Consider the following 26,878-nt stretch of genomic DNA (forward strand, 5'->3'; position numbering starts at 1 on the left):
ACTGTTGATTATTTTGTGATGTCAACTCATCCGTTCTGCTAGATGTTCACCTACTCGCAATGCGTTTGCCATTACCGTTAGCGCCGGGCTAACACTTGCACAAGACGGAAAGAAACTGCTGTCAACGACGTAGAGATTGTCAATCTCATGGGTGCGACAGTTCAGATCTAGAACAGATGTCGCTGGATCCGTACCCATGCGAGCGGTGCCGCACTGGTAGCCCGTCACCTGTACGGGCGTTTCCCCGCGCGGATAGACCGTACTTTGCCGCAGTCCAAGTCCTGTATTTTCTAGATCTTTTAGCACGCCCATCCAGCGATAGACTAGGCGGTCATGCGCTTCTAGATTGTTTGGCGTAAACTCGTAGCGGAGCTTTTTCTTGGGTCGACCGTAGCGGGAGAGAGTTTGCCAATAAACGCGATTGTTGGGATCTGGCAGTACGCTCGTTTGGGCCCACCAGCCGATTGAGCGCTTGGCTAGGCGATTGAGCCCGGCATCTGGTAAGAATCGGGCCAGCACTGAGAGCAGCGGGGGAGATTCTGCGAAGACTAGATCTTGCAACAGGCCACCGCTATTTTCAATATGGCCTAGGGGATAGTCAAAGTCGCGCAGGTCACTCCAATAAAAGTCGTTGATGCTAACGCTAGGCATGAAGGTGCCATCGTTTTTAACCGAGTCTCGCTCAACGATGACCGTCATCAGGTGCTTCATCAGATTTCGACCTAGCTGGTCAGAGCCGTTGGCTAGTCCGTGCGGATGTTTGTCGTTGGCAGAATCTAGCATAATCGCAACCGAATTAACCGCCCCGCACGCTAACACCACGATGTCTGATTTAAACAAAAATGACTGCTCACCGACTTCTGCTTCTACGGCTTTAATTTCGGTTCCACTCGTGCTGGTGTGGAGCCCAACTACCCTAGCAGAGGTCTTGATGGTGACGTTGTCATGTTTGATCGCAAGATCTATACCAAAAATCTCCGAATCTCCAGTAGGATCATCTTCATCTTTGGTCAAGCTCATGGGTAATGAGGTCGGCGAAAGTCCTTCTGCTTTGAGGAGTTCTACGCTTGGCGCGATGATGGCAGGATGATCTACCGCCGGGTGAGGATAGTCTTTGCTGTGCTTAGGCTCGGTGGGATCGGCGTGCTGGTCGCCGTGAACTTGATAGAGGTGTTCGGCTTCGGTGTAGTAGGGCTCCCAATCTGCATATTTGATCGGCCATTCGGGGGCGATGCCATCCTGGTAGGGGACGGCGTCAAAGTCCTGTTCGCGCATCCGCATCAGGGTGGCGTTGTAGATCTTGGTGTTGCCGCCAACGGCATAATTCATCTGGGGCGAAAAGGGTTCACCTTCATTGTCGTACCACTGTTCTGGCGAGCGATATCGACCTTTCTGAAAGACGTCTACGTTGGCTCGGTTTTGCTCTTCTAGGGCCATGCGATCGCCCCGCTCCAAGATCAAAATTTGCTTGCCAGTAGGGGCCAGCTTTTGCGCCAGCGTACCGCCACCAGCGCCAGTGCCAACAATAATAATGTCGTAATGCCCGTCGTCAATAATCATCAGCTACTGCCAGACATAAATCAAAATAAACAACAGAATCCAAATCACATCGACAAAGTGCCAGAACCACGAAGTCGCTTCTACGCCAAACTCTCCTTCTTCGTAGTTATTCGGAATAAAAGAGCGGCCTAGCATAATTCCTTGTAGCAATACGCCTGTAAAGACATGCAGACCGTGAAAGCCCGTTAGCAAGTAGAACATACCGCCAAACACCCCAGAGGTAAAGCCAAAGGGCAACCCCATCCACTCAACTGCCTGACCATAGAGAAAAAAGCTACCCATTGCCATCGTCAGCAGCCAGAAGATTCGAAAGCCCCAAAGGTTGTCTTTGTGTAGAAAGCGCTCGGCAAAGTAAATGACAAAACTACTAGAGACTAGCACAGCCGTGTTAATCAGCGGCTCACGCACTTCTAGCCCTTCAAATCCAGCCGGTAGCCAGTCACCAGCACTGGTTTTGAAGACGATGTAGCCAGTGAAGAAACTAAAGAAAATAACGCTTTCCGAGAGCAGAAAAACAATAAACCCAAACAGGCGATGGTCTTCTTCATGGTCTTCTCCGTGTCCTTCTAGAGAGGCCGCTTTCGTGTTCAAGTTGGGATCTACGCTGGTTGTACTCATGAGTTGGCCTTTCCTGCTAGATTGGCGATGGGTGTTTTCTCCGGCTCTTCTTCCAAGATTCCACCCGGATTGTTAGAAACCAGCGGCTCATCACTGCCGTAGCCATACGGCGGCGACACTACAATCGGAATCTCTTCAAAGTTCTCGTGCGGCGGGGGTGAGGAAACTAGCCATTCTAGCCCAATCGCTCGCCAGGGGTTGTCTCCGGCCTTGTCGCCCTGTGTCCAAGAGCTGAGCATATTTAGGATGAAAGGCAGCGTCGAAACGCCCAGCAAAAATCCACCCAGGCTAGCGATCACATTCCAAAAGGCAAACTCGGGATCATAAGAAGCCACCCGTCTTGGCATACCCATCAGGCCGAGCGGATGCATGGGCAGAAAGATCAGATTGATGCCAATAAAGGTGAGGGCAAAATGCAGCTTGCCCAAACCCTCGTAATACATCCGTCCAGTCATCTTAGGAAACCAGTGATAGATCGCCGCATAGAAACCCATCACCACCGCGCCGTTAATCACATAGTGAAAGTGGCCCACCACAAAGTAGGTGTTGTTCACATGGATATCGAATGGCGCTGAGGAGAGCATGATGCCAGTGATACCCGCAAATAGGAACGTCGTCAGACCGCCCAGCGCAAAAAGCATAGCGCTAGTGAGTCGCAGCTTGCCGCCCCATACCGTTGCCACCCAGGCGAATACCTTGATGCCCGTAGGAATCGAGATAGCCATAGTTGTAAACATGAACAGCATCCGCATCCATCCCGGCGTGCCACTAGCAAACATGTGGTGAACCCAGACAATCAAGCTCAGTATGGTGATCAGTACAGAAGAGATGGTGACGACTCGATAGCCGAAAAGTGGCTTGCGAGAATAGACCGGAAAGACTTCTGAGAAGACGCCAAAGATTGGCAGAATGATCACATAGACGGCTGGGTGAGAATAGAACCAGAAAAAGTGCTGATATAGAACCGGGTCGCCGCCTTTGGCCGGATCGAAAAAGCTAGTGCCGACAGTAAGATCGAGCAGCAGCATGACTGCGCCTGCGGTGAGCGCCGGTAGACCGATCAGCTGAATCATCTGAGCAGAGAATACCGTCCAGCAAAAAGCAGGCATCTTGAACCAGCCCATGCCGGGGGCGCGCATTCTAATAATGGTGGTGACAATATTTACCGCCCCCATAATCGAAGAGACCCCTGAGAGCGCGACGGCTAGTAACCACAGCGCCTGTCCGTTGATCAAGTTACCGGTTGGATTCTGCAAACTGACCGGGGGATAGGCCCACCAGCCAGACTGAGAAGGGCCACCGGGAACAAAGAAGCTGGCGGTCAAGATCACGCCAAAAACAGGGACCAGCCAGAAAGCGGCAGCGTTCAGCCGGGGAAAGGCCATGTCTCTAGCGCCGATCATCAGCGGCACCAGATAGTTGGCCAGACCGTTGAGCATAGGGAAGGTCCACATGAACAGCATGATCGTGCCGTGCATGGTGAAGAGCCCGTTGTAGACGGTGCGGTCAACTAAATCGGCTTCTGGGGTAATCAGCTCACCGCGCATCAACATGGCGAGCAGGCCACCGAACAAAAAGAAAATAAAGGCGGTGACAATGTACTGAATGCCAATGACCTTGTGATCGGTGCTGAAGCTAAAGAACCTGCGCCAGTTATCGGGGGCTCCCGGTTCGGGCGTGGGGGTCTGCTGCTCTGATGGCTTGACCTCCAGGGTGGCGTTACTCATAGGAATCCTCTTCTGAACTGGTGTGATTGACGACGGGCGCGGGGGCGGGTTTGACAGTGGCCCAGCCGAGGCTGATGGTGCCTTGCTCGGCCTGAGAATATTCTTCGTAGGCTAGGTTTTGGGCGGCCTGAGGTGGATTCTGGGCGATCTCACTCAGCCACCGCTGATACTCCTCTTGAGATTCCACCACCACATTGGTCTGATTCGCGGCAAAATAAGTGCCGCTATATTCCGAATCGCGCAGCCGATAGCGACCTTCTCGAATCGGCGTAAAGGCAAAATCGATCTCTTTGCCTGGAATAATATCTTGCTTGACGCGAAAAGCAGGCACGTAGAAACCGTGCAGCACATCATCTGAGGTGAGCTTGAACCTAGCCCTTTGATTGACCGGCAAATGCAATTCGGTGCTGCTGACGTTTTGGTCTATATAGCGAAACTCCCAAGACCACTGACGAGAGTGAACTTCAATCGGCGCGGGATTATCGCTCGGTGAGATATCTCCTGGTACGGGCTCTCTCGGTTCACCAGGCACCGTATCTACAGTCGCCATCACCTTGGGCGCAATCGAGCCGAGAATGCTCATCTGGTCATAGGTTTTGTAGCTGACCGTGCCAATCCAAATAATTAGCATGATCGGGACTGCAGTCCAAATCACCTCTAGCTTGACGTTGCCTTCGATCGGGGGACCGTCACTGTTGTCGTACTTGGCCGCTCGCTGAAAGATCATCGAATACAGCAGCGTACCGACCACGCCGATAAAGATAAAGGTGCCAACTGCTGTCATAAAGCTAAATAGCTTATCGACGAGCACCGCTTCTGAAGAGGCTTGGGGCGGCAGCCATTTGTAAGCTTCCTGACCCATCCAAACGCTGATGGCAAAGTTGCCCGCTGCCAGGCTAGCCAATCCTAGAATCCGACGGCGGTTGAGCACTCTGCCTAAGTTTCGAGTTCTGGGTTCGGGGGTTTGGCTAGTTCCGTCGTTAGTATTCACGTCACCTCTAGGCTTACTTCTGTTCGTTTAGCTAGTTTTTATCAGGCTAATCGGTTTTAAGGCTTTCGGTTCTAATCTTCTAGTTTTTAAGCTTCGGTTTTTATTCGGCTTCTGATTTTTGAAGTCTAATGCTTAAGAACTCGCTGTCTAGTGCTAGCCTTTGGGGCACTAGTCTTTGGGGCCTGTTTCTCTAGATCCCACTTTGGGAGGGTTAGTCAAAGCCTGATCTGCGGGATCTTTGTCTATTCTGTTGGGATCTAGTCCCGCGTAGATCAGCCGATCGGCAGTGACATGAACGCCAAAGTCAGCCCCCAAATGCGCGCCCAAAGTACCCTGGGCGAACATCAGCCCAAAGATCAGCAGCCCTGAGATTAAGTAGCTCCACTCCACCTGTCTGGCTCTGTCTTCTCGCCATAGATAGCGCTGAAACCCGCGCCAGATGGTCATACCAACAATCAGCGCCAGCAACAGCACGCCGCCTAGTCCGTGCCAAACCATCGTGTCAGTCGCATTCAGACCCCAGGGGCTGAGCACGTCGTCGGGTGGATCGGCGAGCAAAATTTCATAGAAGCCAGCGGCGACTGTAAAGAAGGTGATAATGGCCGCTGCGACCATGTTGAACCAGCCTACGTCATAGAGTCCGGCACTAGTCACCGGGATGGCTAAAAACTTGAAGATAGGTTTTTCTAGCGGGTAGAGGGCGGCAACAATATCGAATGCGATCGCCACAATAAATAACCCCAGCGTCAAATGCACCAGATTGGGATGAATCGGGATGCCATAAGGAAGCCCATTTCCCTCTAGCAAAAGCGGCATTGAAAGTAGCCATCCAAGATTAAAAACCATCACTTCACCAACCCTGCCCGCGCTGCTTCGACGACCGCCTCGGTGTGCAGACCGTAGACCCACACGAGTCTGTCCCCTAGATAAACCTGGTACAGCACAAGCAGCGTCAGCGCGGCGTTCATACCGAGGTAGGCCGCTGGCAGCTTACCAGGTGACTTTAGCCTAATGATGTAGCGCCAGCCTGTAATTGCCGCCAAAATGCCAGAGAGAGACCAGCCGATCAGCGTGTGCAAGTTCAGATCGCCCGTGGCAGCGGCGTAGGGCATAGATAGCCCAGCCTCTATCTGGCCAAACACGATGGCTATGAATATAGAGATAGTGGCAAACACCATGTTCCACCAGCCTGCTTCATGCAGCCGAGGATTCTTGGTAAAGTAGCCAATCGCATCGCAGACGACAGCAAAAAGCACCATCGCGATGACGAAATGCACCACGATCGGATGAATCGTATCTGGGTAGGGCAGATTGTGATTATTTAGTGGAGGAAGTAAATTTTCGAACACGGCCTTTCTTTGAAAAAAACGGCGAGGGTAAGCGCTAGCTTGAAACCCTAGATGAAACTTCTTGGCAAAACTTAAATGCGTAACTCAATACATCACTCGAAGGAAAATAAACATCATCCTGAATGGTGAGCCTCATATCAAAAGGATATGTAAAGTACTAAATGACTAAACGTTGTTCAACGGACGTTTCTTTACTTTGCTTAACTCTATAGAATGGACTCTGGGTATTGAATCGGGGCTGTCTAAGGAGATATCGACGCAATAGAATTCTAACGCTCAAACCCAGATTTAAGGGGTGAAATCTAATACCTTTTTTGATGAATTCGATGAGCGATCACCATACCCCGATCACCAGATCTCAGTCTCCAAATTACAGCTCTCCAAGATACTTGGTACAGACCTGGCGAAAGTCATCGCCGCGCACTTCAAAGTTGGCATACTGATCAAAGCTAGCGCAGGCAGGCGAGAGTAAGACCGTTTTGATCGGTTGTTGTTTATTTGACTCAGTACCCAGTTCGGTGCTCAGTTCGGTGCTCAGTTCGGTGCTGCGAGCAACGGCGCGATCGATCGTTTGAACAATCTCGTAGCTGTGATAATTAGAATATTCAAGCCTTTTGGCGAAGGGCTCAGCTGCGTCGCCCACTAGCAGAACGACAGCCGCTTTCTCTTTTATTCGCTCGATCCAGGTGGTGTCATCGCCGTCCTTTTGAGCGCCGCCCGCAATCAAGATGGTGGGGCCGACGACCGATCGCAGGCCGACTTCAGCTGCGTCATAGTTGGTGGCTTTGCTATCGTTGATAAAATCTACGCCGCGCCAGGTGCAGATATGCTCTAAACGATGCGAAACGCCCGGAAAGCTAGCCACCCCTAGCGCGATCGCACTTCGATCAATTCCAGCTAGCCGCGCCGCCGAAACCGCTATCAGCAAGTTTTGCTGATTGTGTGCGCCGACCATCCGTAGCGCCTTAGTCTCGACGATCTGTTCCTCTTTGTACATCACCCAGCCGTCTTCTATATAGGTATCAACCGCGATCGGTGATAGCGCATCTTTGCCGTCAATACTGGTCCAGTGATGCCGAGTAGAGATATGCTCTTTGGCGTTGCGCTGGAGCGTTAAATCGTCGCCATTGATGATGACAGATTGCGATCGCGCCAGTAGCGAAGCCTTAATGCGGTAGTAATTCTCAACGGTCTTGTGACGGCTGAGATGATCGGGTGTGAAGGTCGTCCAGACGCCAATGGTCGGTGCGAGAGAAGCCGATGCCTCGATTTGATAGCTGCTGAGTTCTGCAATTACCCAGTCGGGCGCGGTTGTCAGCGCTAGCTCGCAGGCTGCGTAGCCAATATTGCCGCAGGCAGGTGCATTCAATCCAGCCGCCTTGAAAATGGCGGCAACTAGAGCGGTCGTGGTGGTCTTGCCATTGGTGCCAGTGATCCCTACCCAAGGGCGATCGCGCAAAGCTCGCCAGGCCAGCTCCATTTCGCCAATGGTCTCAATTCCTAGATCGCGGGCTGTCACCAGGGCGGGCGCATCCCAAGGCACGCCAGGACTGACGACTAAAAGATCGAGGCCACTATCTTTGGCAACTTGGGGATCAAAAGCATGGTTGAGCTTGACAGTAATGCCTTCATCTTTTAGCCGCTGGGCATCGGATTGATGCCGTTGCGCTGCGCCGCGATCGCTTAGGGTGACAGCGTAGCCTTGGCGGGCCAGCACCCGAGCGGCGGCGATTCCAGAACGGCCAAGGCCGATGACGTGAGCGGTTTTCATGGTTGAGAACGGTGGGTTTAGTGTCTAACGCCTGCGGCGACGCTTCGCGTTGGCTCTGCCTCGCCCTTGGCGTTACGACTCCGCTCATCTGGCGGGATAGATCGACTAGCAGGATAAATCGACAACCGAGCCCCGAGCGGAGTCGTAGAGCTGTGCTCTTCTCGAAGAGTAGGGCGGCTATACAGTCCAGCTAGCTTTTCACAATCTCTCCAAAGTCAGCTAGCACCCTTGCATGGTTGCGTAAAAGGCCCAGCAGGTTGAGTCGATTTTGTCGAACCGCCGCCGCTTCGGCCATGACCATGACGCTATTTTCACCGTCGAAAAAGTCGGCAACGGTAGGGGCACTTTGCTCTAGCCCGGCGACGAGCTTACTGTAGTCGCGCTCAGCCTGCGCCGCTTGGGTCTGCGGCAAAAGCGTTTGCAAACTGTCATAGAAAGCCTGCTCAGAAGGCTGCTCGAAAAGATCGGGATTAACGACTCCTGCTGGGTCGAGGACATCGGTGCCTAAATCTCCTTTGACGGCCAGTTTAGCGGCGCGGTTGACGGTTTCATACAGGGTGGCTAGGCGAGTGTCGTTGCGAATAGACTGGAGGAAAATGGCGCGATCACGTACATCTAGCAGATCGCTGAGCGCGCGTAGTTGATAGGCCGTATCTTGCCCAAAAACTGCATTCACCAAGTCATAGTCAATCTCTAGATGATCTTGCAGCAGCGTTCGTACCCGCTGGTCAAAGAAATCTGTGAGCAAAGCCAGTAGCTCATCGGCATTAACGCCATCACGCGAGGCGGCAAAGTCTTCTACAACCTGGGCCAAAACGGGCCTTAGCTGCAGTGGCAGGCCAGCATCCCAGACAATATTAATAATGGCATTGGCCGCCCGGCGCAGGGCAAACGGATCGCTAGAGCCTTTTGGCAGCTTGCCAATGCTAAAGATACTGACTAGCGTATCGAGCCGATCGGCAATACCGACGACCTGGCCAATCAGCGTCTGAGGCAAGCTGTCCCCAGCGCCTTTCGGTAAATAGTGCTCGTAGATAGCATCGGCAACGGCTGTAGGCTCGCCGCTATTAGCCGCATATTTTTGGCCGATATAGCCCTGCAGTTCAGGAAATTCCCCCACCATCTGAGTGACCAGATCGGCCTTACAAAGCTGAGCGGCGCGAAGAGCCTGCTGCTTTTGCTCGGCGCTCAGACCCAGCTGATCACTCAGCAGTCCGGCAACTTTTTCAATGCGGCTCACTTTCTCTCTGACTGAACCGAGCTGAGCTTCAAACGTAACGGCTTCAAGCTGAGGCAGGTAGTCGGCTAGCGGCTGCTTTCGATCGGCGTCGAAGAAAAACTTACCATCGGCAAGACGGGCCCGAATGACGCGCTCATTGCCCTGCGTGATGAGATCGGACTTGGCAGGATCGCCGTTAGACACCGTAATAAAATAGGGCAGCAGCTCGTCAGCCTCGGCTGAGGGCCGAACCGGGAAATAGCGCTGGTGGCTTTCCATCTCAGTGATTGTGACCTTAGAGGGCAGGGCTAAGAACTCCTCGTCAAATTTACCCACGATGGCAGTCGGCCATTCAACCAGATCGACAACTTCGGCCAGCAAATCTTGATCAATGACGGCGTGTCCATCGACCGTCTTAGCAACTGCGGCTACCTGGTCTAGAATCGTCTTTTTTCGTTCGGCAGGATCGACGGTGACATAGGCACTTTTGAGCGCACTGACATAATCTTGAGCGTTATCTAAACGGACATCTTTTGGATGTAGAACGCGGTGACCAGCCGTAACGCGATCGCTCACACACACCTCCGATCCATTTTCTAAAGTCACTGGCACCAGCCGGTCGTCTAGCAGCGTCACCAGAGAACGAATCGGACGGGGAAAGCGCAGATCGCCATCGCCCCAGCGCATAAACCGATTGCCTTCTAGCCCTAAGATCCACGCAGGCACCTGCTCTTGCAGCAGCTCAGCCGTCTCACGACCGGGAATCGTCTGCCGCACAAAGACGAATTCTCCTTTGTCTGTATCGCGAACTTCTAGCTGATCAACGCTGACGCCTTTAGAGGCGGCGAAGCCCGTTGCTGCTTTGGTGGGGTTACCGTCTTTGTAGGCTGCTTTTGCCGGGGGGCCTTTGGCTTCTTCTACCCGGTCTGGCTGACGCTCTGGCAAGCCATTGATCACTACCGCTAGGCGGCGAGGGGTGCCGTAAAATTCAATGCGCTCACTCTCTAAAGACTGCTCTTTTAAATCAGCCGGGATTTTGCCTTTCCACTGGGCGATCGCCTCGCTGACAAAACTGGCCGGAAGTTCTTCGGTGCCGACTTCTAATAAGAAAGTTGCCATGAGCATGCACAAGCGGTGGGAAAGCGTTTTCATTATTGCAGAAGGTTGAGGCTACGACTACGCTCAGCTAATAGGAAGATCGATTGCCCGTTCTTCATCTTTCTCTAGGTAGAGCCACTAACTAGATCTAAGTCGCAGGCGGGAACAGGGCGAAAAGAACAGTTAATCGCTACACTGACCAATGTAAATAACGTGTCAGTCTCTTTAACTATCAGCGCTATGTCTGTCTATGTCGTTCTGTTCAATGCACGTACCGAAAATGAAGGAATTCACTCTTTGGAGATGGAAGGACGCCAGCTAGTACTGATGTTTGAAGTAGAAGACGATGCCACTCGCTTTGCAGTGATGCTAGAGGCGCAGGATTTTCCTACCGCCTCAGTAGAAGCTTTTGACCCAGAAGAAATTGAAGAGTTCTGTGAAAGTGCAGGCTATGAGGCAGTACTAGTAGAAGATGGCACGCTGTTGATGCCGCCAGAAAAGGCGGTAGAAGAAACCACTTGGAACCCAGATGCCGATCCGAATGAGATTGCTCGTCTCAAGCTAGAAGAAACCGCAAAGGGCAGCTTTCAAGATGCTTCGTCAGATGAAATGGATCAGATTCGAGCTCAGCTAGAGAAGCTGCTATAGGTGAACTGCTACAGGCGAACTGCTATCGAGCCAACCGCTATGAAATCAAGGATCAAGGATCAAACAAGATGTACAGTTAGTTTCCGAGCCCTCATCCCCAACCCTTCTCCCGGAGGAGAGAAGGGGGCCAGATCTAGCCCCCTCGCCCTTTGGGAGAGGGTTGGGGTGAGGGTGATAAGAAGCGGTAGCTTGGACGAATTATTTAATCCTCGATCCTAAACCGCTATAAATGAACCGCTGGTGAGTGATATGAAAGATCGTGGCCATCTGCTGACCGAACAGAACAATCCCAATAGCCAGAATTTGGATCAGCTCTCCGCTTTAGAGATGGTGGATGTGTTCAACCAAGAAGATCAAAAGACGGTGGACGCGATCGCCCACGCTAGAACCCACTTGGCCCAAGCGATCAACCTCGCCGCCGCATCCATGCGAGAAGGTGGCAGACTCTTCTACATTGGCGCAGGTACCAGCGGCAGACTCGGGGTGCTCGACGCAGCAGAATGTCCTCCCACCTTTTGTACGCCGCCTGAGCTAGTGCAGGGCATCATTGCTGGTGGGGCAGCGGCGCTGCTGCGTAGCTCTGAAGCTTTAGAAGACGAAGCAGAATCCGGCGCTAAAACCGTGATCGATCACCGAATCACCAAGCGCGATGTGGTGGTTGGAATCACCGCTGGCGGGACAACGCCCTACGTACAAGGCGCTTTGAAAGCGGCCAGGCAGTGCGGAGCCAGCACCATCTTTATCGCCTGTGTCCCAGCCGAGCAAGTGCCCGTAGAGGCAGACGTCGATATTCGCCTGATTGTGGGGCCAGAGGTGCTAGCAGGCTCAACCCGGCTGAAGGCTGGAACCGTTACCAAGCTGGCGCTGAATATCCTATCGACCGGGGTGATGGTAAAGCTAGGGAAGGTGTATGGCAATCGCATGGTCGATGTGGCAGTGACCAATAGTAAATTGCGCGATCGCGCTATTCGTATTCTGTGCGATCTCACTGAGCTAGATCGCAACCAGGCCAGCGATCTGCTAGATCAAAGCGATCTTCAGGTTAAGGTGGCGCTGGTAATGCACTTAGCCAATATAGAAAAAGAAAAAGCTATAGAGGCGCTAGCCGCCGCAGAGGGTAACTTGCGAGTAGCGCTAGATCAAGCCAGCAACTGGGCAACGGCCCGCTAACATATTTGGGTTAACGCGTCTTTCTGTAAACAGTCAGCTTCAAGGTTACCTAGACTACTTGTTTAGAGGGCGCAGCGAACTGTTAGTGATAGAAGCGAAACGCCAAGATTTGGACCACGGCATGACTCAACTAGTCGCCGAACTCATAGCGCTTGATAACTGGGGCGCTTGATAACTGGGAGCGAACGCCACAGCAGCCAACACTACTGGGCTCTGTCACCACAGGCAAGCTCTGGGAATTTGCTTTGTTAGATAGGACTAAACAGCATATTCATGTGGGTTTAGAGAGCTACCGTGTGCCTGAGGATGTTGATACTCTGATGAGAATTCTGGTTCAGGCAATCTTGGTAGGTACGAATCGTATAGATGAAGCCGCTGAGAAGACAGACAGATAGATAGATAGACGGGACGGTGCTCGAACGCATACCTCTAATGTCAAAAAACTGTTAGAGAACGTTTCCGCACCGCCATATTTAAGCAGCTAATAGCGGCACTAGACTAGCCCTCGCCGCCTTCGCCGCCTTCACCGCCCTCGCCGCCTTCGATTTCCTCGGTGGGTTCAACTTCCTCAGTAGGCTCAGTCTCAATGACCTCGACGTCTTCACCGCCCTCGGGCGTACAGCCAACCGCTGTTAGAGAAGCGACTAGACCTAGAGAGAGAAAAAGCTCTACGGGTTTCATTTTTTTAGCCATGGTGCTCCAAAAAATATACTAGGTTAAGAGTAATATCCTATAGCTAATGAAACTACATATCAATAGCAAGCGTGTCCTAGCTTTAGCACACTGATGCTGGTAAAAAGAAAGCCTAAAAGTCGAACGCCTCTACCGCATTGGTGAAAGAACTGCCCGCTGTAGGCCCGCCACCTATCACGTAGGTGACATTGTCAATTGTCCCAAACGCTGCACCATGACGGGCGGTTGAAAGCGGCGTTAGCGTTCTCCACTGGCCGGTTGAGGGGATGTATTCTTCGTGCGCTGAGAATGTGTTGCCGCCGCCTTCGCCGCCTGTGACCTGAATGCGATCGCCAATCAGACCTACCGCCATCGCTCGCCGCCCAACTGACATCGAACTCCCCGTTGTCCATAGATCGCTCGTCGGATCAAATATTTCAAGGCTAGTAAGCGTGTCATCGGCGTTTCTTGTTCGACCGCCAAAGACGTAGAGTAAATCGTCAATCACTGCGCTGCCAGCGTTATCCCTAGCGGTTTGCAGAGATGGCCCAGCCGACCATGTACCCGTCACAGGATCGAAGATTTCCACAGTATCCACTGATGACCCGTTAGCCAATCCGCCAATGACGTATATTTCACCGTCTATGACCTGAGCAGTGGCTCCTCCCCTTGCTGTTGGCATATCCGCTAGCGTCGTCCAGTCGCCCGTAGCAGGATCAAAGACTGTCGCATTACTCACTGCCCCCGAAAAAGGACTGGTCGATCCACCGAAGACATAAACTTTGCCGTCGAACGAGACTACAGAAGGATTCTCAACAGCTACGCCCGGTAGGTCTGGCCCGGTTGACCAAACATCATCGGTCGGATCGATCGGATCGCCAGGGCTGTATATGTAAAAGCTGTTCACATGTGAGGTAGAGGTTTTGCCCCCGACCATGTAAAGTTCGCTGTCGAGGGTGGTGCTGCCCGCATCTAGAATGCCAGCAGGCGCTGGTACGGCTGGCAGATCGGCTCGCCAGGTGCCCACAGATTCTAAGACGCTGATCTGACCGCCGTTGAACTCACCCACAAAGATCGAGCCATCCGGCCCCATAGCAATAGGTAGTGGCTCTGTGAACCCGTCAATGAATGATTCTATGGGAGATTCGTCCTCAAATCCAACAATCAGCGCAGCGGCAGAGTCTTCTACAATCAGCCCATCGTCAGATAGCTCAATTCGGGTGATATCATCACCTTTAGAAAAGTTGGTAATCAGCAAATCACCTTGCAATTGACCAAAGAAGTTATCTGCTGTGTATTCAATGATGCCGTTAGCAGATTTGTTGGTGCCTAGATCGATTATTGGTGGAATGTAGTCTGGATGACCCACTGGAATATTGTCAGCATTAAATCCTTGAAAGCTCCCGTCTTTGAAGACAACTTCGTCTCGGTAGGGGTTGGGATGGCCGTAATACCCACCTTCGACAATTCGATTGAGCGGATCTTTTTGTTTGCCAGGGTTATCTTCTGGCACTTGTCCAAAGAGGGTCGTAATCGAGCGATCGGCTGGATCGCCTAGTCGGGGCACAGGCGGTGTCGTGCCGGTCACGCCCAGACCATTGTCGGGCGCATAGAGACTACCGTTGGTATGAAAAACGCCGTCGTAGGTGTTGCGTAGACCAGATGCATAGACTTGAACTTCGGTAAAGGGACGGCCTAGCGCTTGAGCTTTACGCGCGTAGAATTCGTCGATGAATTCTCCTTCTAGCGCAGCGACATCACCATCGAAATCAGTAGGGTTGTTCTTCCACTGTGGAATATCGACGACGAGTGCGGCAGCAGACAGCGGCTGTTCAGCGAAATCGCCAAATTCGGTATCGGCAGTGTTGGGTGAGCCCGCCCCAGTATTGCCGCCTTGCCAGAGGTAGAGCTTGCCGTCTGGGCCAAAGTCGATATTGTTGGTGGCATGGTTGGCGATCGCCCGTGGAAGTCCTGTGATGATGTCTTCTTTTTCTGTAAATCCTGGCCCCGACAAACGAGAGATCTTACCCGAATTAAAGGCTCCATCTCTAACTGCGCCGTTTGAATGGGCTACCCACAATACGACATCTGTTGCCGTAGAATCCGGATCGATGGCCAGACCGAGCGTCAGGCGTCTGCCGTTCTCTTTTTCAGGAATGGTTTCAATCAGTTCTTCTGTGAACGTGCGATTGTCTGCATCGATGGTGTAGGCATATATCTCTCCGAAAAGCGTTGCTACATACAGACGCCCATCTGGCCCTGTAGCCATTGCCGTGGGCTTTTTGACGATGGGAATAGACCATCGATCGAACAGAGCTGTTTCTGCCGGATCGCCTGGGTCGCCTGGGTCGCCTGGATCACCTGGGTCGTCTGGGTCGCCATCAAGCGGCGTTTCAGTGATTGAAAAGTTTTCAAAACTAAATACCTGCTCACTAGGGGCCTTGCGATCGCTAGCAAAAATACCGCCAAAACTGCGAGTGCCAATCTCTGGATTGAGGCCCGCTTGATCGAAGCTAAACCACTCAGGAGGCACCTCGGTAAACGTCGTGAGCGTCTCTGCGCCTGCGCCTGTGTTGTACCGAGCCGTGACCGTTTGAGCAGAAGGATCGATATCAATACTCAGATCGAGCGACGTCAAATTATCAGGAATATCGATAAGTTTTTGCTGAGTAACCGCGCCATCTACTTCAAACCAAGCCTGTAACCTGTAATCTCCTGGCGATTTAGAAACAACAACTAGCTTAATGTAGTCATCTTCGCTACTGCCCACGCCGCCGTCTTCTGCCTGTCCAAACCAGAGCCCTGCCTGCGAAAACCCACCCGCCGCAGTCGGCAAATCCACCAAAGTCGTTTCTAGCCTCAGCTGCTCGCTGGGCACATTGAGACCGACGCCTAGCGCATTGTCCTGGCTGTTTTTTCCTCGAACCTGTAGCCCTGAAGTTGTTGTAATCTTCAGCTTGCCATCTTCTACATTCAGATTGTCTGGTAGATAGCCCACCACGCCCGCAATCGGATTGGTATTACTCGGTTTAGAGGAGGGATCGACCATCGTGAAACCGAGTCCTTCGCCGTCTCTGTCAACCAGCCCGCCATCTGCCCCTTCAAAACTGAAGTTAAAATCGCCTTCTAGTCTGATGTCTGTGCATGGCAACAAAGAGATCGGGGCGCAGCCGTTATCGATTACCGTATCGTTGTCATTAATTGAGCCGGAGCCTACCGCTGTGATGCTGCCAACGCCACCTGCTAAGACGCTAGCAACCTGCAGCGAGAGCGTTTCTGTAGACTCGGTCGCATCATCGTCATTGATAGCTAGTCTGACTTTGAGCAGGGTCTGATTAGATGCGAAAGTAATCTCAGTTTCATTGTTGGCGCTCTGCCAGGTACTGCCACCATCGCTACTAACCTCAAACATTTGGTTAGCATAGTCGATCGGATCTCCAGCCGGGTCAATATCAAAATCAATCGCCGCACCGCCTCTAGCAGTCCCGTCGGTAGCCGTCAGAGCCAAAATAATATCTTCAGTGCTAGCGGTAGAAAGAGAGACATCAAAAACGAGAAAGTCGTCGCCTTCTGTGGCGATCGCATCAGAAATAAGAACATCGGGGGAGGAAGGAACATCAAGCGGGGTCACTTCTAGCCAGTCAAAGTTGGCACCACTGCTGCCGATAGCCGTTAGCCGAATGGTGTTGATACCAGCGTCTAAGGTGGCAGTCTGATTAACTAAATCCCAGTTACTCCACTTACCCGTGCTGTCGAATTCTAGTGGGTCGAGCTGGGTCGCCCCATTAATAGAGAGGGCTAGCGGACGCTCCCTAGCAGCAGCGAGAGCATATCGAAAAGCTAGATCATAATCGCCTGCTGCAGCCGCATCGACGGTCCATTCGATAAAGTCGTCGAAACGCGAGCGAAAGTCAACAAACGTACCGTCTGAGCCGGCGTGGTTGGCAGTAATAATCGGGCCATTTAGCAAAGCGTCTTCAGCCTGTTGTCTAACCATGTTGATCCCTACTTTTTATCTATAAACAATGTGTGTAATAGCAATGTGCAGTAATTAACGGACGTCAAACTGTGATGGCTAAAGATACTTTAGTCACCCTGTTTTTAGCCGCTCTGCTTTTAGCTAATAATTTGTCTTCGCTGATCTGTTGTTAGCTACACAGCGCTATCTAAATATTTCCGAAAACTTAAATTCAATCTAAGTTATTAGACTTAGACCCATGTCTTAAATCTGACGTTCTAGATCCAGCGATCTAACTCCAACGCTCTAGATTCAACGTTTTAGAACCAGTGTTCTAAACTCAATACATTGGAGGGCTAGATCCTTCAAATGCACAACCATCATTTTTCAATATCGAGTACCCCGATATCAGTAATCCTACTTAGAAGACATGGTGACAGAAGAGTCAGATGAAAAAACTTAGCATTTGTTGAAAGAAGTTCACGCTGCCTGATCATATGGCAATACAACAGAGATTCGATCACCTTTGTATTGTAATCTCTATCACTGCTATTTTTACTCTCTTTTGTTTTGAGTAAACACTTTTGCAGAGGGTGGCGTCTTTGGGTTGACCGACTATTCGGCCCACATTCGCAACAGATTAGCGATACTTTTAGAGAGCAAGTCAAACTCATCTGTTTTGCCCTCTTTTGCAAACAGTGAGCGCTGCGCTGTCACCAAATCGAACAAAATCTCTCGCCTTTCGGCCTGGCGAACCAAACTTTGTACCCAGCCTACCGCAACTAGACGCTCGCCGCTCACCACTGGATCTACCCGGTGCAGGCTCGTTGAGGGATAGACAATCGCGCTCCCTGCCGCCAGCTTATAGGGGGTTTCGCTATCTGCGCCTTCGATGACTAGTTCGCCCCCTTCGTAGGCATCAGGGCTATTGAGAAAGATCGTAAAAGAGAGATCAGAGCGCAAAAAGCCGCTTGATTTCATCAACGCATTGTCTACATGCCGCCCGTACGACATTCCTTCTTGATAGCGGCTGATCAGCAGAGAGTGAATAGCCCTGGGTCTAGCGACCGCCTGAAAAAGTGGGTTTCGCTTTAGCGCTTTACGAACAAAATCTTTTAATGCCTCTGTATCTGGCGTTTTTGAGAGCTGCTGATTTTGTTTGACTAGTTTGGCGTGCCATCCTGCCGTTAGCCTACCGTCTGCAAAGTCAGCGACAGATAGCGCTTTTTCTAGATAATCTAGTTCTTTGCCTGTCAGTAGGTCGGGAATGCAAACAATCATATGGTTTTCTCACACCAGGCTCTGCTCGAGCCAGCATTTTAACAAATCCGTCGAGCAAAGTACTCCAGTGAGAAAAGTTGTCAGGTCTGAGCTAACGTCTGCCAAAAAATTACCTTATCGGCTCCTGCTGCATAGAACTCTCGGATTCTAGCTTCTTCTTCAAAGCCGCTTTTCTGGTAAAACTGACGAACATATTCAAACTCGTCTAGTGCCAGCGTCTCTACTAGCAATACGCGCGCCTTCAGGTCAACTAAAGTCTGTTTGACATAATCCAACAAAGCCGCGCCGCGCCCTTGTTTTTGATAACGAGGATGAACAGCAATTAGATATAGATTCCATGTGCCCTCGGTCATTCGTTCTGGTGCCACATAAGCAATGCTGATAAGCTCGCCGTTCTCTTCATCTGTGAACCACATATCCCTATGCTTGGAACTATTGCTGAAATGTTCGGAGAGCATACGAGCAATATCGGCGACTTCATCTGGCTCGAATAGAGCGATCGCGCTGGCCAAAGCAATGAGATTATCCCTATCATTAGGTACAATCGGTCGAATCATCATAAATGCCTAGAAACTACAACAGTGCCCGATTACAAGATTCTTGAAGTCTGAAACAAGATGTTTAGATCTAAGTATACGCTTTGACAAAGCCGTCTATTCTGTTCATGCCGCGCTCGATTGTGTCTAGGTCGGTAGCGTAAGAGATCCGAATAGTGCCTTCTGCCCCAAATGCGATACCAGGAATTGTAGCTACTTGCTTCTCGGCTAGGAGCCTTTCACAAAATTCGATAGATCCTAACCCCGTTTGGCTGATGTCTACGAATAAGTAAAAGGCACCCTTAGGCTCTATGTAGCTGAGCCCGGCGATGCCGGCGACCATCTCCATAATGGCGAGCCGCCTCTTGCTAAAGGCTTGCCGCATCATTGTCAGATCGTCTTGAGGGCCAGTTAGCGCCGCGATCGCGCCATACTGAGCAAACGTACACACATTGGACGTGCTATGGCTTTGCAGCGTATTCACCGCCTGAATAACCGCCTCAGGCGCAGCTAGATAGCCCAGCCGCCAGCCGGTCATTGCGTAGGCTTTGGCAAATCCATTGCTAATAATCGTGCGCTTAAAAATCTCTGAATTCAAACTACCCATGCTGATGTGTTCGGCTCTTTGGTAGAGAATTTTTTCATAGATTTCATCAGACACGACTAGAATATCTGACTCAACAATCACCGCTGCTAGTGCTCGCAGCTCAGTGGAGGTGTAGACCATCCCGGTTGGATTAGAAGGAGAGTTTAGGATAAACAGCCGCGTTTTGGGTGTGATTGCCGCTTTTAACTGCTCGGCGCTTAGCTTGTAATCGGTCTCGGCAGTGGTTTCAACAATCACCGGCACACCGCCTGCTAGCTTGACCATTTCTGGATAGCTGACCCAGAATGGCGCAGGAATAATCACCTCGTCGCCCGGTTCTATGATCGCCATGATCAGATTGTAGAGTGAGTGCTTGCCGCCGTTCGTAACCATGACGTTTTTAGCTTCATAGGCAAGCTGGTTATCCTGCTGAAGCTTCTGGGCGATCGCACTTCTAAGGGCGGGTTCTCCTGTCGCTGGGCCGTAGCGAGTTTTGCCTTGGTCTAGTGCGCGCTTGGCCGCCGCTCGAATATGCTCGGGGGTATCAAAATCAGGTTCTCCAGCGCTAAAGCTACAGATGTCTAGTCCATCGGCTTTCATGGCCTTGGCCTTGGCCGAAATGGCGAGGGTCATAGAGGGATTGACTCGGCTGATTCGAGAGGCGATCTTCATGTGTACGACAGGTACCAAACCTGCATCAAGGGGGTGGGCGAGTGGTCAGTACACTACCGTAGATCGATTCCGAACGTTCTTGTCCCTTAAATAGACAGTTAAAGTCAAATTCTTCAGATATATGCTGTGAAACCCTGTTCATCAGCTTTTGTAAAATGGCTAAGAATACTCTCATCAGCTAGAGCAACTTTACTGGCAAAGCAAGAATGCAGCCTCACTTAGCTCTATCTAGACTCTGGCTAGACTCTGGCTAGACTCTGGCTAGACTCTGGCTAGATCCTGGCTAGAGTCTAGATAGCCTAAAGCCTAGGTAGAGCTGAGCCGATACAGTTTTGAAACGATCGCTGCCATCTCTTGCAGCTCTATGGGTTTGACAACGTGTTGCTGAAATCCTGCTAGCAGCGCTTGGGTACGGTACTGGGGTTCTGATAGGGCAGTCAGTGCGATCGCTGGAACGCTGCCACCGGCAACTGCTGGTAAAGACCGAATCTCTCTGATCAGTTCGTAACCGCTTTTACCGGGCATCACCAAATCGCTCACCAAGACATCAGGCTGAAATTCTCGAAAGATTTTGAGCCCAGCATCAGCGGACAGCGCTGCTTCTACCGTAGCGCCATAGGCTTCTAGCATAAATGTGTAGACCTCTAGTCCATCCGGGTTGTCTTCAAATATTAGAACCCGGCACCCCGCTAGAGAATCCGCCTCTAGCGGCTCAGACGCTGATGCTTTTGCACTATCAGCCTCAGACAAAATCTGCTTTGAAGCCAGCGGCAGATCTACCTTGAAGCAGCTACCCTTGCCAAAGCCAGCGCTGTCGGCGCTCACCTGGCCACCATGTGCCTCGACAATATAGCTGACAATCGGTAGCCCTAGCCCCAATCCACCATAAAAGCGATGGTATGAAACCGCAGGCGAAGACTGTCCCCCCTGCCAAAATCGCTCAAAAATATGAGGCATTGCGGCAGACGAGATGCCGATGCCCGTATCCTGCACCGACACAGCTATTAAGTCGGCGGTTTGTTCGAGGCTGACGCTGATCTGACCGCCCGCAGGGGTGAACTTAAGCGCATTAGAAATCAAATTACGAAAAACTTGCTGTAACCTAGCAAAGTTACCTAGTATTGAACCTCTGCTGCTATCTGACAGCAGCAAAGGCAAAAGTGTAATCTCGATGTTTTTATTTCGAGCGGCTGGTTTGCTAGTCTCGACGATATCTGAGACCAAGCTAACAAGTCTATCGAGTGAGAGTGATTCGAGATCGCACTCTAAGCCGTTATAAGGCAGCCTAGAAACATCTAGAAGATCTTGAATTAGTCGGTCTATGAGCTCCGCGTTGTGATAGCTGGTCTGAATCGCTCTAGATAGCAGCGCTTCATTGTCTAGGTGATCGCCTGAAATCTCTAGCCAGCCCATAATTGTTGATAGGGGCGATCGCAGCTCATGAGAGAGATTTCCTAAAAAAACATCCCTAAACTGATTGGCTTGCTCTACCTGATTAAAGCTAGAGTCAGCCGTCGCTAATAGCTGTAAGTATCTCTGTTCGTCTTGTTTTTTCTCGGTTACATCGCGCCAAGTCACTACTAGTTCATCGTCTAGCTTGGCAACTCTAATATCAACTACAACAAACTGATCGGATAGCTGATAAGCATTACAAATAAGTTCTCCTGAAAAAGGATAGCCTGTTTCTATCACCCCACAAAACGCCAAAAACAAATCAAACTTTTCAAGTCGCTTAGACTTTTCTCTAGCTGTGTTCTTGAAGGCTGGGATGACAGTATACAAGGGGTTTCCTACTTGCCCACTCTGGGATACGGAGAGATACTTACAGGCCGCTGAGTTCAAATAGCCTACCGTGAAATCTTGGATAAACCCTTCAGAGTCTCGTACGGCTGGTAGCAGCATAAAGCAGTCTGCCATCGTTTCGACAGAAGTCCGAAACCGAGTCTCGCTGTCCTGTAGATCAGCCGTAGCCTGGAGTAACGCTCGCCTTTCTTGTTGTTCTCGCAGCGCTCGTTTGACTGCAGGCACCAGACAATCCAGGTTTTGCTTCAAAATATAATCGGTCGCACCGCTTTTTAGGGCTCCTACGGCGCGATCTTCGCCCAAGACGCCTGAAACCAAGATACAAGGAACATCTGGAAAACTATCTTTGACCAGCGCGATCGCACTGAGTCCATCAAAATCAGGCAGTGAGTAATCTGATAAGACAATATCAACTGGCTGGGTATTGAGCGTCGATAAAAACGCTGCGCGATGATCAACAACAGTCAGCCTACAGGCAATATCACTATCGAGCAGAATAGCTGAAAGCAGATCTACATCGGCTGCGTTATCTTCGAGCAAAAGAATATTCACAGGCTCTAAAAAAGCAGCCAATCCATTCATAGCTTCAACCCGTTCCATCGTCTTATCAGCACTATTGTCTACCGCTCATAAAGATCAGATAACAAAGGTGTACTATAGCACTGTGCTACAGTGCCCGACTAAGCGACGGGCAGCTCCTATTCAGCCTGTCTGATACTGGCTCTAGGCAGCGTCAGGCGGCGTTATCTTTCATGAGCGCTGGCTTTATCAGCGCCATTTCTATCAGCTTTAGTCTAGCTTTAGTCTAGTAAGCTTTAGACGAGCCTTTGCCTATAGATTGGCTTCGGTAATAGGCTCGATAGCTTTAACTGAGCTAACACTTCTTGTCACTAATACTGTAAGACGATTATTGCCTTAACCTGCACGAAAGTTTTTGGCGGATTGCCGTAAACAGGAAGCTCGTAACTTTAGTCTATAGCTTTCAATGGTTTAAACACGTGGTTTAAACTATGTGTGGATTTCTATAGATTCGGTGTGAGCGTTTGTTGCTTCTTCTACTTGCTCAAAAGGGTCTTGCTTTGCTGTCTGTCTAATAGCGCCGCTGCATTTAAACGATTAATTTCGTGAGGAATTGCAAAGTAGCTTTCTAACTCGTTTTGAATCCGCGCCGATACTTCTGTTGTAATTGCTCAACTCCCCCCGAAGTGGCTTGCAACAGAAGCGCAAAGTCAATAGTGTAATGGTATGCAAGAACTCCCTGATTTGAGCGGTCTGTCATCCGAGGCGAAAGACGCCTTGATACAGTTGCTGTGGGAAAAGTATCAGACACTCAGCAAGCGTCTCGAAGCCATAGAAAAACGACCGAAGAAAACGAGTAAGAATTCAAGTCGGCCCCCGACTCAAGGGTTTAAGGCCAATAAGAAAGAGCAGCCAAAAGGCAGCGAGCGACGAGAGGCCAGTGTGGGTAGAGCAGGCGGTGGTCGGCAGTTGCATCCCCATCCGCATAAAACAGTAGTGGCGCAGTTATCCTGTTGTCCGAGTTGCGAGATGCCGCTGAACGTGACTTCGCAACGCCTGCATAGCCGCTACGACAAGATAGAGCTGCCGCCGATAGAACCGATAGTGACTAGGGTAGAGCGTTATCAAGGCAGTTGTCCTCACTGCTCTGGTCACTTCGTTGCGCCTGTGCCTGATGAGCTATCGCCAGGGAGTCCATTCGGCAAAACGATAGAGCGGCTGGTGGCGTACTTGCGTTATGGCCATGCGATTAGCTATCAGCGACTATCCCGGCTCTTGAGAGAACTGTTCAATCTATCGATACTCAGAAGGTGCGATTGCTAACTTGCTCGCTCGTGTGAAGTCCCGTCTGGTCAGCCCAACCGCAGAGATACAGTCGCGGTTGCAGCAGGCTGAGCTAATTTGCTCTGATGAAACTAGTGCTAGAGTCGCGGGTAAGACCCAGTGGGAGTGGGTATTTCAGAATGAAGATGTTTGCTTTCACCTCATTTGTCCGACGCGCGGTGCGAGTGTGATCTACTCGGTGTTGGGTGACCATGTGCCTCAGACTTGGGTCTCAGACCTCTTCAGCGCCCAGCGTAAGCATCCTGCTATGCAGTGGCAGGTCTGTTTAGCCCATCAACGGCGTAACCTTCAGTTCGCTATCGATGCGGGCGATAGGGTCTTTGCACCGATGATGAAGCGGTTGTTGCTTAGAGCACTCGCCATTCACCAGCGTAGAGATACGCTGGCCCTCTCAACGCGCTATCAGTATCGACTGGATATTAAACGCAGGCTCAGGCGATGTTTAGACTTAGACCCTGACCAAGCCGACGGCATCCGTTTGAGAAAGCGCTACGAAGCGATTCAGGAGAATCTATTTCTGTTTCTCGAAGATGCGTCGATTCCGCCGACCAACAACTCCAGCGAGCAAGCGATTCGGATGAGTACACTCTTCCGAAAAGTGACTAATGGCTTTCGCTCTGATTGGGGGAGGGACTTGTTCGCTGCTGTTCGTTCTGTTGTCAACACAGGCAGAAGGCAAGGCTTTTCTGACTTGCAGGCGATTGAAAGGGCACTCGATGGTCAATCGCTCTTTCAACCCAGTTGAGCAATTACAGATTGATCGAGTCAGAATGGATATGGCACTAGGACGGCGGCTACAGGACAGCAGCTACAGAGCAGCGATCTCTGCGCTTAGTTCGCTGACGTAGCTATCCACATCGGTTAATTCCATATCACCTAGCGCCTGACACTCTTCAGGGGTGTATTTCCCATCGCTACCGATCACTTCTTGTACCCAATAGGCGACCTTGCTAGGGTCATCAAAAAGTTCTTGTGCTTTTGCTGCTGAATTGTTCTCAACTTTGGCCATCAGACAAACATTCAACAGTTTGCCTAGAGGAAGATCGGGCGTGGTCGATAGCAGGACGCTCATGGCGGTGATGACCGCCTGCTGGTTAGTGATCTGTTGATTAGCGGACATAGAAATTTCTCCTGATAATCAGGAATAATTTAGGACAAAGTAAGTTCAGCTAGGCTTTTTGAGCAAGAGTAGCTGTATCTCGTCGAGGCCGTGTAAAAGCGTCTGCAACACTAATGATATGAACGCTTAGTAGATCTATTATCTTCTGGGCGATGTAGGCGACGTTTACCGAGGCGCAAACCGGCTCGCTTTGAGGGTTGTAGCCGACGTGCTCCCAAGGTTCGACAATGGCGATCGCCGATCGGTAAGAAAGCGCCCGATTAAAATATGAAAGGAAGTCCACATCCAGGATATGTGTAAAGAGCCACTGCTCATAGCCGTATAAAGTGTTTTCCCATTCAGAGAAAAGGTATAAAAGTGATATCTACTCTATCGGTTGGCTACCGTAAATCCGAAGTCCTTTTTAGCCGCTCAGAATTAGATCCTCAGACTCAAGAGGGCTTCTGAAGCTCGTAGCTTCGTTCGTATAAAGTGTTAAAAGTGCTTTTCGCGCTATGCCGATCAAATCGCTCGAAAACAAACAGTTGGCAAAAAAGAGCCACTAACGTCTGTCTTTGGCTGCAACAAAAGATAACAATATTGCTCAACGAATCACGCTAGGTTTCTTAGCAGCCCCCGAAGTACGGCTTCATTGCGTTTCCCTAGTAAGCTTTTTGCCTTGCTTACTCAGGCGGCGTGACTGACAGCGCAGTACTAGATCCGTTTATTGCTTTGCCTTCATTATGTATCCGCTAGTTAGGCCGTTTTGTGAAAGAATTGCCGAGACTGTCTTAGGATCTGCTGCTGTCCTAGCGTTAGGTTTGGCACAGCCCGCTAAAGCAATTGAACGCTTTGAACCTCAGCCGCTTGCTTCTCAGTCTGCAGCTCAGTCTACAGCTCAACAATCTGTTGCTCGGCAGCCGACGGCTCAATCAATTGCTCAACTCACTACTCAACTCACTACTCAACTCACTGCTCAACTAAATCCAGATCTCACCCTAGGTAGCGAGCGCTCAACGCTAATCGAAGCACCTAGTCGCACTCGAATTGACGGCGGTGCGGCGCGAGGATCTGCTTTGTTCCATAGCTTTTCTGAGTTTAATGTGGGCATAGAGCAGCAGGTCTATTTCATTAACCCAGAGGGTATCACCAACATTCTGACGCGGATAACAGGCGAGCAGGCGTCTAATATTCTAGGAACGTTGGGTGTCGAAGGCAGTGCGAATCTGTTCTTGATGAATCCTAATGGAATTGTATTTGGAGAAGAGGCACAGCTAGATATCTTGGGTTCGTTTGCGGCTACAACTGCAGACCAGCTCTGGGTAGCTGGCACTGAGTTTAGTGCGCTCCGCCCAGAGACTCTGCCGCTACTGACGATGAGCGTATCGCCGGGAATTCAATACGGCAGGCGTCAGCCGCAGAGCGCCATCGAAAATCGGGCGGTGCTAGCGATAGGCCCGCAGCAGCAGCTTGTATTGAACGGTGGCACCGTTCGCCAGCTCGGACAGATTCTAGCCCCAGCCGGTTTAGTAGAGCTATCAGGTGAGACGATCGCACTAGTCGGCACTGTAGATACGCGATCGCCTGATGGCACAGTGGGATCTCTATTAATCGATCCTAAAAACATTCTTATTCAGGCAGGCGAATTGCTTAATGGTGATGCAATTGGCACGGCGCTAGTGACGAACGACGTCATCTTTCAGGCCGACAACGACATCACTATTAACGATGATATTGCCAGTACTACCGACAACGATCTGACGTTTTTATCGGGGCGATCGCTCACGCTGAGCCCCGATCGCAGCGTTCAGCTCAACGGCGGCGATTTCACCGCGCAGATCAATGCTCCCTCGGTTAATCCAGGCGATCGCGATCCTGGCGTGGCCGCTTTTACGATGGGATTAGGCGCTCAGATTATCACCAATGGTGGCGCTGCTAGTATTGCCGCTGCCGATTTTGATGAAACTAGTCAGATCGATACGGCGATGGCGGCAATTGTCACGGGTAGCCGCACTGGCAATGGCGGCGCGATTACTCTTTCAGCGCTAGGCGATGTTGCTACAGGGCTATTAGATAGTCGTAGCGAAGCAGGTAATGGGGGAGATATTAATCTCAGCAGTGAACAGGGTGCGATCGCTACGAACAACAACCTATTTGCAGAGGGGACATCGCAGGCGGGGGATATTAGCCTTACTGCCGCTGGTGATATTGCTGTCAACGGCAAGCTGACTGCCGGTTCGTTTGGGGCGGCGGGGGA

The 26,878-nt window shown here is 51.0% G+C and carries 22 protein-coding genes; 6 read left to right on the forward strand and 16 right to left on the reverse strand.

From position 1 onward, the window contains the following. Nucleotides 1-21 precede the first annotated feature (21 nt). From IQ256_RS13400 to glyS, 8 genes are all read right to left on the reverse strand, one after another. Nucleotides 22-1,560, reverse strand: coding sequence for a GMC oxidoreductase (locus IQ256_RS13400; RefSeq protein ID WP_193856047.1), 1,539 nt, complete (start codon nt 1,558-1,560; stop codon nt 22-24). A gap of 3 nt (nt 1,561-1,563) precedes the next feature. Continuing rightward, entirely contained in the window at nt 1,564-2,178 is a 615-nt protein-coding gene (locus IQ256_RS13405) for a heme-copper oxidase subunit III (RefSeq protein ID WP_193856048.1), read from the reverse strand. Beyond that, nucleotides 2,175-3,905 (reverse strand): cytochrome c oxidase subunit I, encoded by a 1,731-nt coding sequence (gene ctaD / locus IQ256_RS13410; protein ID WP_193856049.1) that lies wholly within the window; start codon nt 3,903-3,905, stop codon nt 2,175-2,177. The genes IQ256_RS13405 and ctaD overlap by 4 nt, the downstream gene beginning before the upstream one ends. After that, a complete protein-coding gene (locus IQ256_RS13415; protein WP_370623442.1) occupies nt 3,898-4,896 on the reverse strand; it encodes a cytochrome c oxidase subunit II in 999 nt (332 codons plus the stop codon). Before IQ256_RS13415 ends, ctaD begins: the two co-directional genes overlap by 8 nt. 168 nt (nt 4,897-5,064) lie before the next feature. Beyond that, on the reverse strand, nt 5,065-5,712 hold the full coding sequence (locus IQ256_RS13420; RefSeq protein WP_193856065.1) for a DUF2231 domain-containing protein: 648 nt from the start codon (nt 5,710-5,712) through the stop codon (nt 5,065-5,067). A gap of 29 nt (nt 5,713-5,741) precedes the next feature. After that, nucleotides 5,742-6,245, reverse strand: coding sequence for a DUF2231 domain-containing protein (locus IQ256_RS13425; RefSeq protein WP_193856050.1), 504 nt, complete (start codon nt 6,243-6,245; stop codon nt 5,742-5,744). A gap of 370 nt (nt 6,246-6,615) precedes the next feature. Next, nucleotides 6,616-8,016, reverse strand: a complete 1,401-nt coding sequence (gene murD, locus IQ256_RS13430) for a UDP-N-acetylmuramoyl-L-alanine--D-glutamate ligase (RefSeq protein WP_193856051.1) — start codon at nt 8,014-8,016, stop codon at nt 6,616-6,618. A gap of 190 nt (nt 8,017-8,206) precedes the next feature. After that, complete coding sequence (glyS, locus tag IQ256_RS13435; RefSeq protein WP_193856052.1) at nt 8,207-10,354, reverse strand: glycine--tRNA ligase subunit beta; 2,148 nt, start codon at nt 10,352-10,354, stop codon at nt 8,207-8,209. Nucleotides 10,355-10,546: 192 nt separating this feature from the next. Between glyS and IQ256_RS13440 the strand changes: the two genes are divergently transcribed. The 3 genes from IQ256_RS13440 (at nt 10,547) to IQ256_RS13450 (ending at nt 12,546) form a co-directional block, all read left to right on the forward strand. Beyond that, a complete protein-coding gene (locus IQ256_RS13440) occupies nt 10,547-10,981 on the forward strand; it encodes a DUF3110 domain-containing protein (RefSeq protein ID WP_370623443.1) in 435 nt (144 codons plus the stop codon). Between the two features lie 249 nt (nt 10,982-11,230). Beyond that, the gene (gene murQ, locus IQ256_RS13445) at nt 11,231-12,151 is read left to right on the forward strand and encodes an N-acetylmuramic acid 6-phosphate etherase (protein WP_228024850.1); all 921 of its coding nucleotides are present in this window, start codon (nt 11,231-11,233) and stop codon (nt 12,149-12,151) included. A 152-nt stretch (nt 12,152-12,303) separates the two neighbouring features. Beyond that, nucleotides 12,304-12,546, forward strand: a complete 243-nt coding sequence (locus IQ256_RS13450) for a hypothetical protein (RefSeq protein ID WP_193856054.1) — start codon at nt 12,304-12,306, stop codon at nt 12,544-12,546. Nucleotides 12,547-12,649: 103 nt separating this feature from the next. On the opposite strand, the gene IQ256_RS13455 is transcribed toward IQ256_RS13450, so the two are convergent. The 6 genes from IQ256_RS13455 to IQ256_RS13480 form a co-directional block, all read right to left on the reverse strand. Continuing rightward, a complete protein-coding gene (locus IQ256_RS13455) occupies nt 12,650-12,844 on the reverse strand; it encodes a hypothetical protein (RefSeq protein ID WP_193856055.1) in 195 nt (64 codons plus the stop codon). Between the two features lie 112 nt (nt 12,845-12,956). Further along, on the reverse strand, nt 12,957-16,820 hold the full coding sequence (locus IQ256_RS13460) for a kelch repeat-containing protein (RefSeq protein WP_193856056.1): 3,864 nt from the start codon (nt 16,818-16,820) through the stop codon (nt 12,957-12,959). Nucleotides 16,821-17,396: 576 nt separating this feature from the next. Next, nucleotides 17,397-18,062 (reverse strand): Fe2+-dependent dioxygenase, encoded by a 666-nt coding sequence (locus IQ256_RS13465; RefSeq protein ID WP_193856057.1) that lies wholly within the window; start codon nt 18,060-18,062, stop codon nt 17,397-17,399. Between the two features lie 80 nt (nt 18,063-18,142). Next, nucleotides 18,143-18,619: a GNAT family N-acetyltransferase gene (locus IQ256_RS13470; RefSeq protein WP_193856058.1), complete on the reverse strand. Its 477-nt coding sequence runs from the start codon at nt 18,617-18,619 to the stop codon at nt 18,143-18,145. A gap of 70 nt (nt 18,620-18,689) precedes the next feature. Then, complete coding sequence (locus IQ256_RS13475; protein WP_193856059.1) at nt 18,690-19,856, reverse strand: pyridoxal phosphate-dependent aminotransferase; 1,167 nt, start codon at nt 19,854-19,856, stop codon at nt 18,690-18,692. A 306-nt stretch (nt 19,857-20,162) separates the two neighbouring features. Beyond that, nucleotides 20,163-22,259: a response regulator gene (locus tag IQ256_RS13480; RefSeq protein ID WP_193856060.1), complete on the reverse strand. Its 2,097-nt coding sequence runs from the start codon at nt 22,257-22,259 to the stop codon at nt 20,163-20,165. 645 nt (nt 22,260-22,904) lie between these two features. Here IQ256_RS13480 and IQ256_RS29640 point away from each other — a divergent pair. Together IQ256_RS29640 and IQ256_RS29645 are read left to right on the forward strand one after the other, a co-directional pair. Beyond that, nucleotides 22,905-23,501 (forward strand): DUF6444 domain-containing protein, encoded by a 597-nt coding sequence (locus IQ256_RS29640; RefSeq protein ID WP_228024851.1) that lies wholly within the window; start codon nt 22,905-22,907, stop codon nt 23,499-23,501. A 13-nt stretch (nt 23,502-23,514) separates the two neighbouring features. Further along, nucleotides 23,515-24,267 carry a transposase gene (locus IQ256_RS29645; RefSeq protein ID WP_370623444.1) on the forward strand — a complete coding sequence of 251 codons (753 nt, stop codon included), beginning with the start codon at nt 23,515-23,517 and terminating at the stop codon, nt 24,265-24,267. A gap of 63 nt (nt 24,268-24,330) precedes the next feature. Here the strand turns inward: IQ256_RS29645 and IQ256_RS13490 are convergent, their stop codons facing one another. Both IQ256_RS13490 and IQ256_RS13495 read right to left on the reverse strand, forming a co-directional pair. Then, nucleotides 24,331-24,642 carry a hypothetical protein gene (locus IQ256_RS13490; RefSeq protein WP_193856061.1) on the reverse strand — a complete coding sequence of 104 codons (312 nt, stop codon included), beginning with the start codon at nt 24,640-24,642 and terminating at the stop codon, nt 24,331-24,333. Nucleotides 24,643-24,691: 49 nt separating this feature from the next. Next, nucleotides 24,692-24,925, reverse strand: a complete 234-nt coding sequence (locus tag IQ256_RS13495; RefSeq protein ID WP_193856062.1) for a hypothetical protein — start codon at nt 24,923-24,925, stop codon at nt 24,692-24,694. 439 nt (nt 24,926-25,364) lie between these two features. Between IQ256_RS13495 and IQ256_RS13500 the strand changes: the two genes are divergently transcribed. Beyond that, a partial coding sequence (locus IQ256_RS13500; RefSeq protein WP_193856063.1) for a filamentous hemagglutinin N-terminal domain-containing protein occupies nt 25,365-26,878 on the forward strand: 1,514 nt, incomplete at its 3' end.

It is taken from the genome of cf. Phormidesmis sp. LEGE 11477, assembly GCF_015207105.1.
Lineage (GTDB): Bacteria > Cyanobacteriota > Cyanobacteriia > Phormidesmidales > Phormidesmidaceae > Phormidesmis.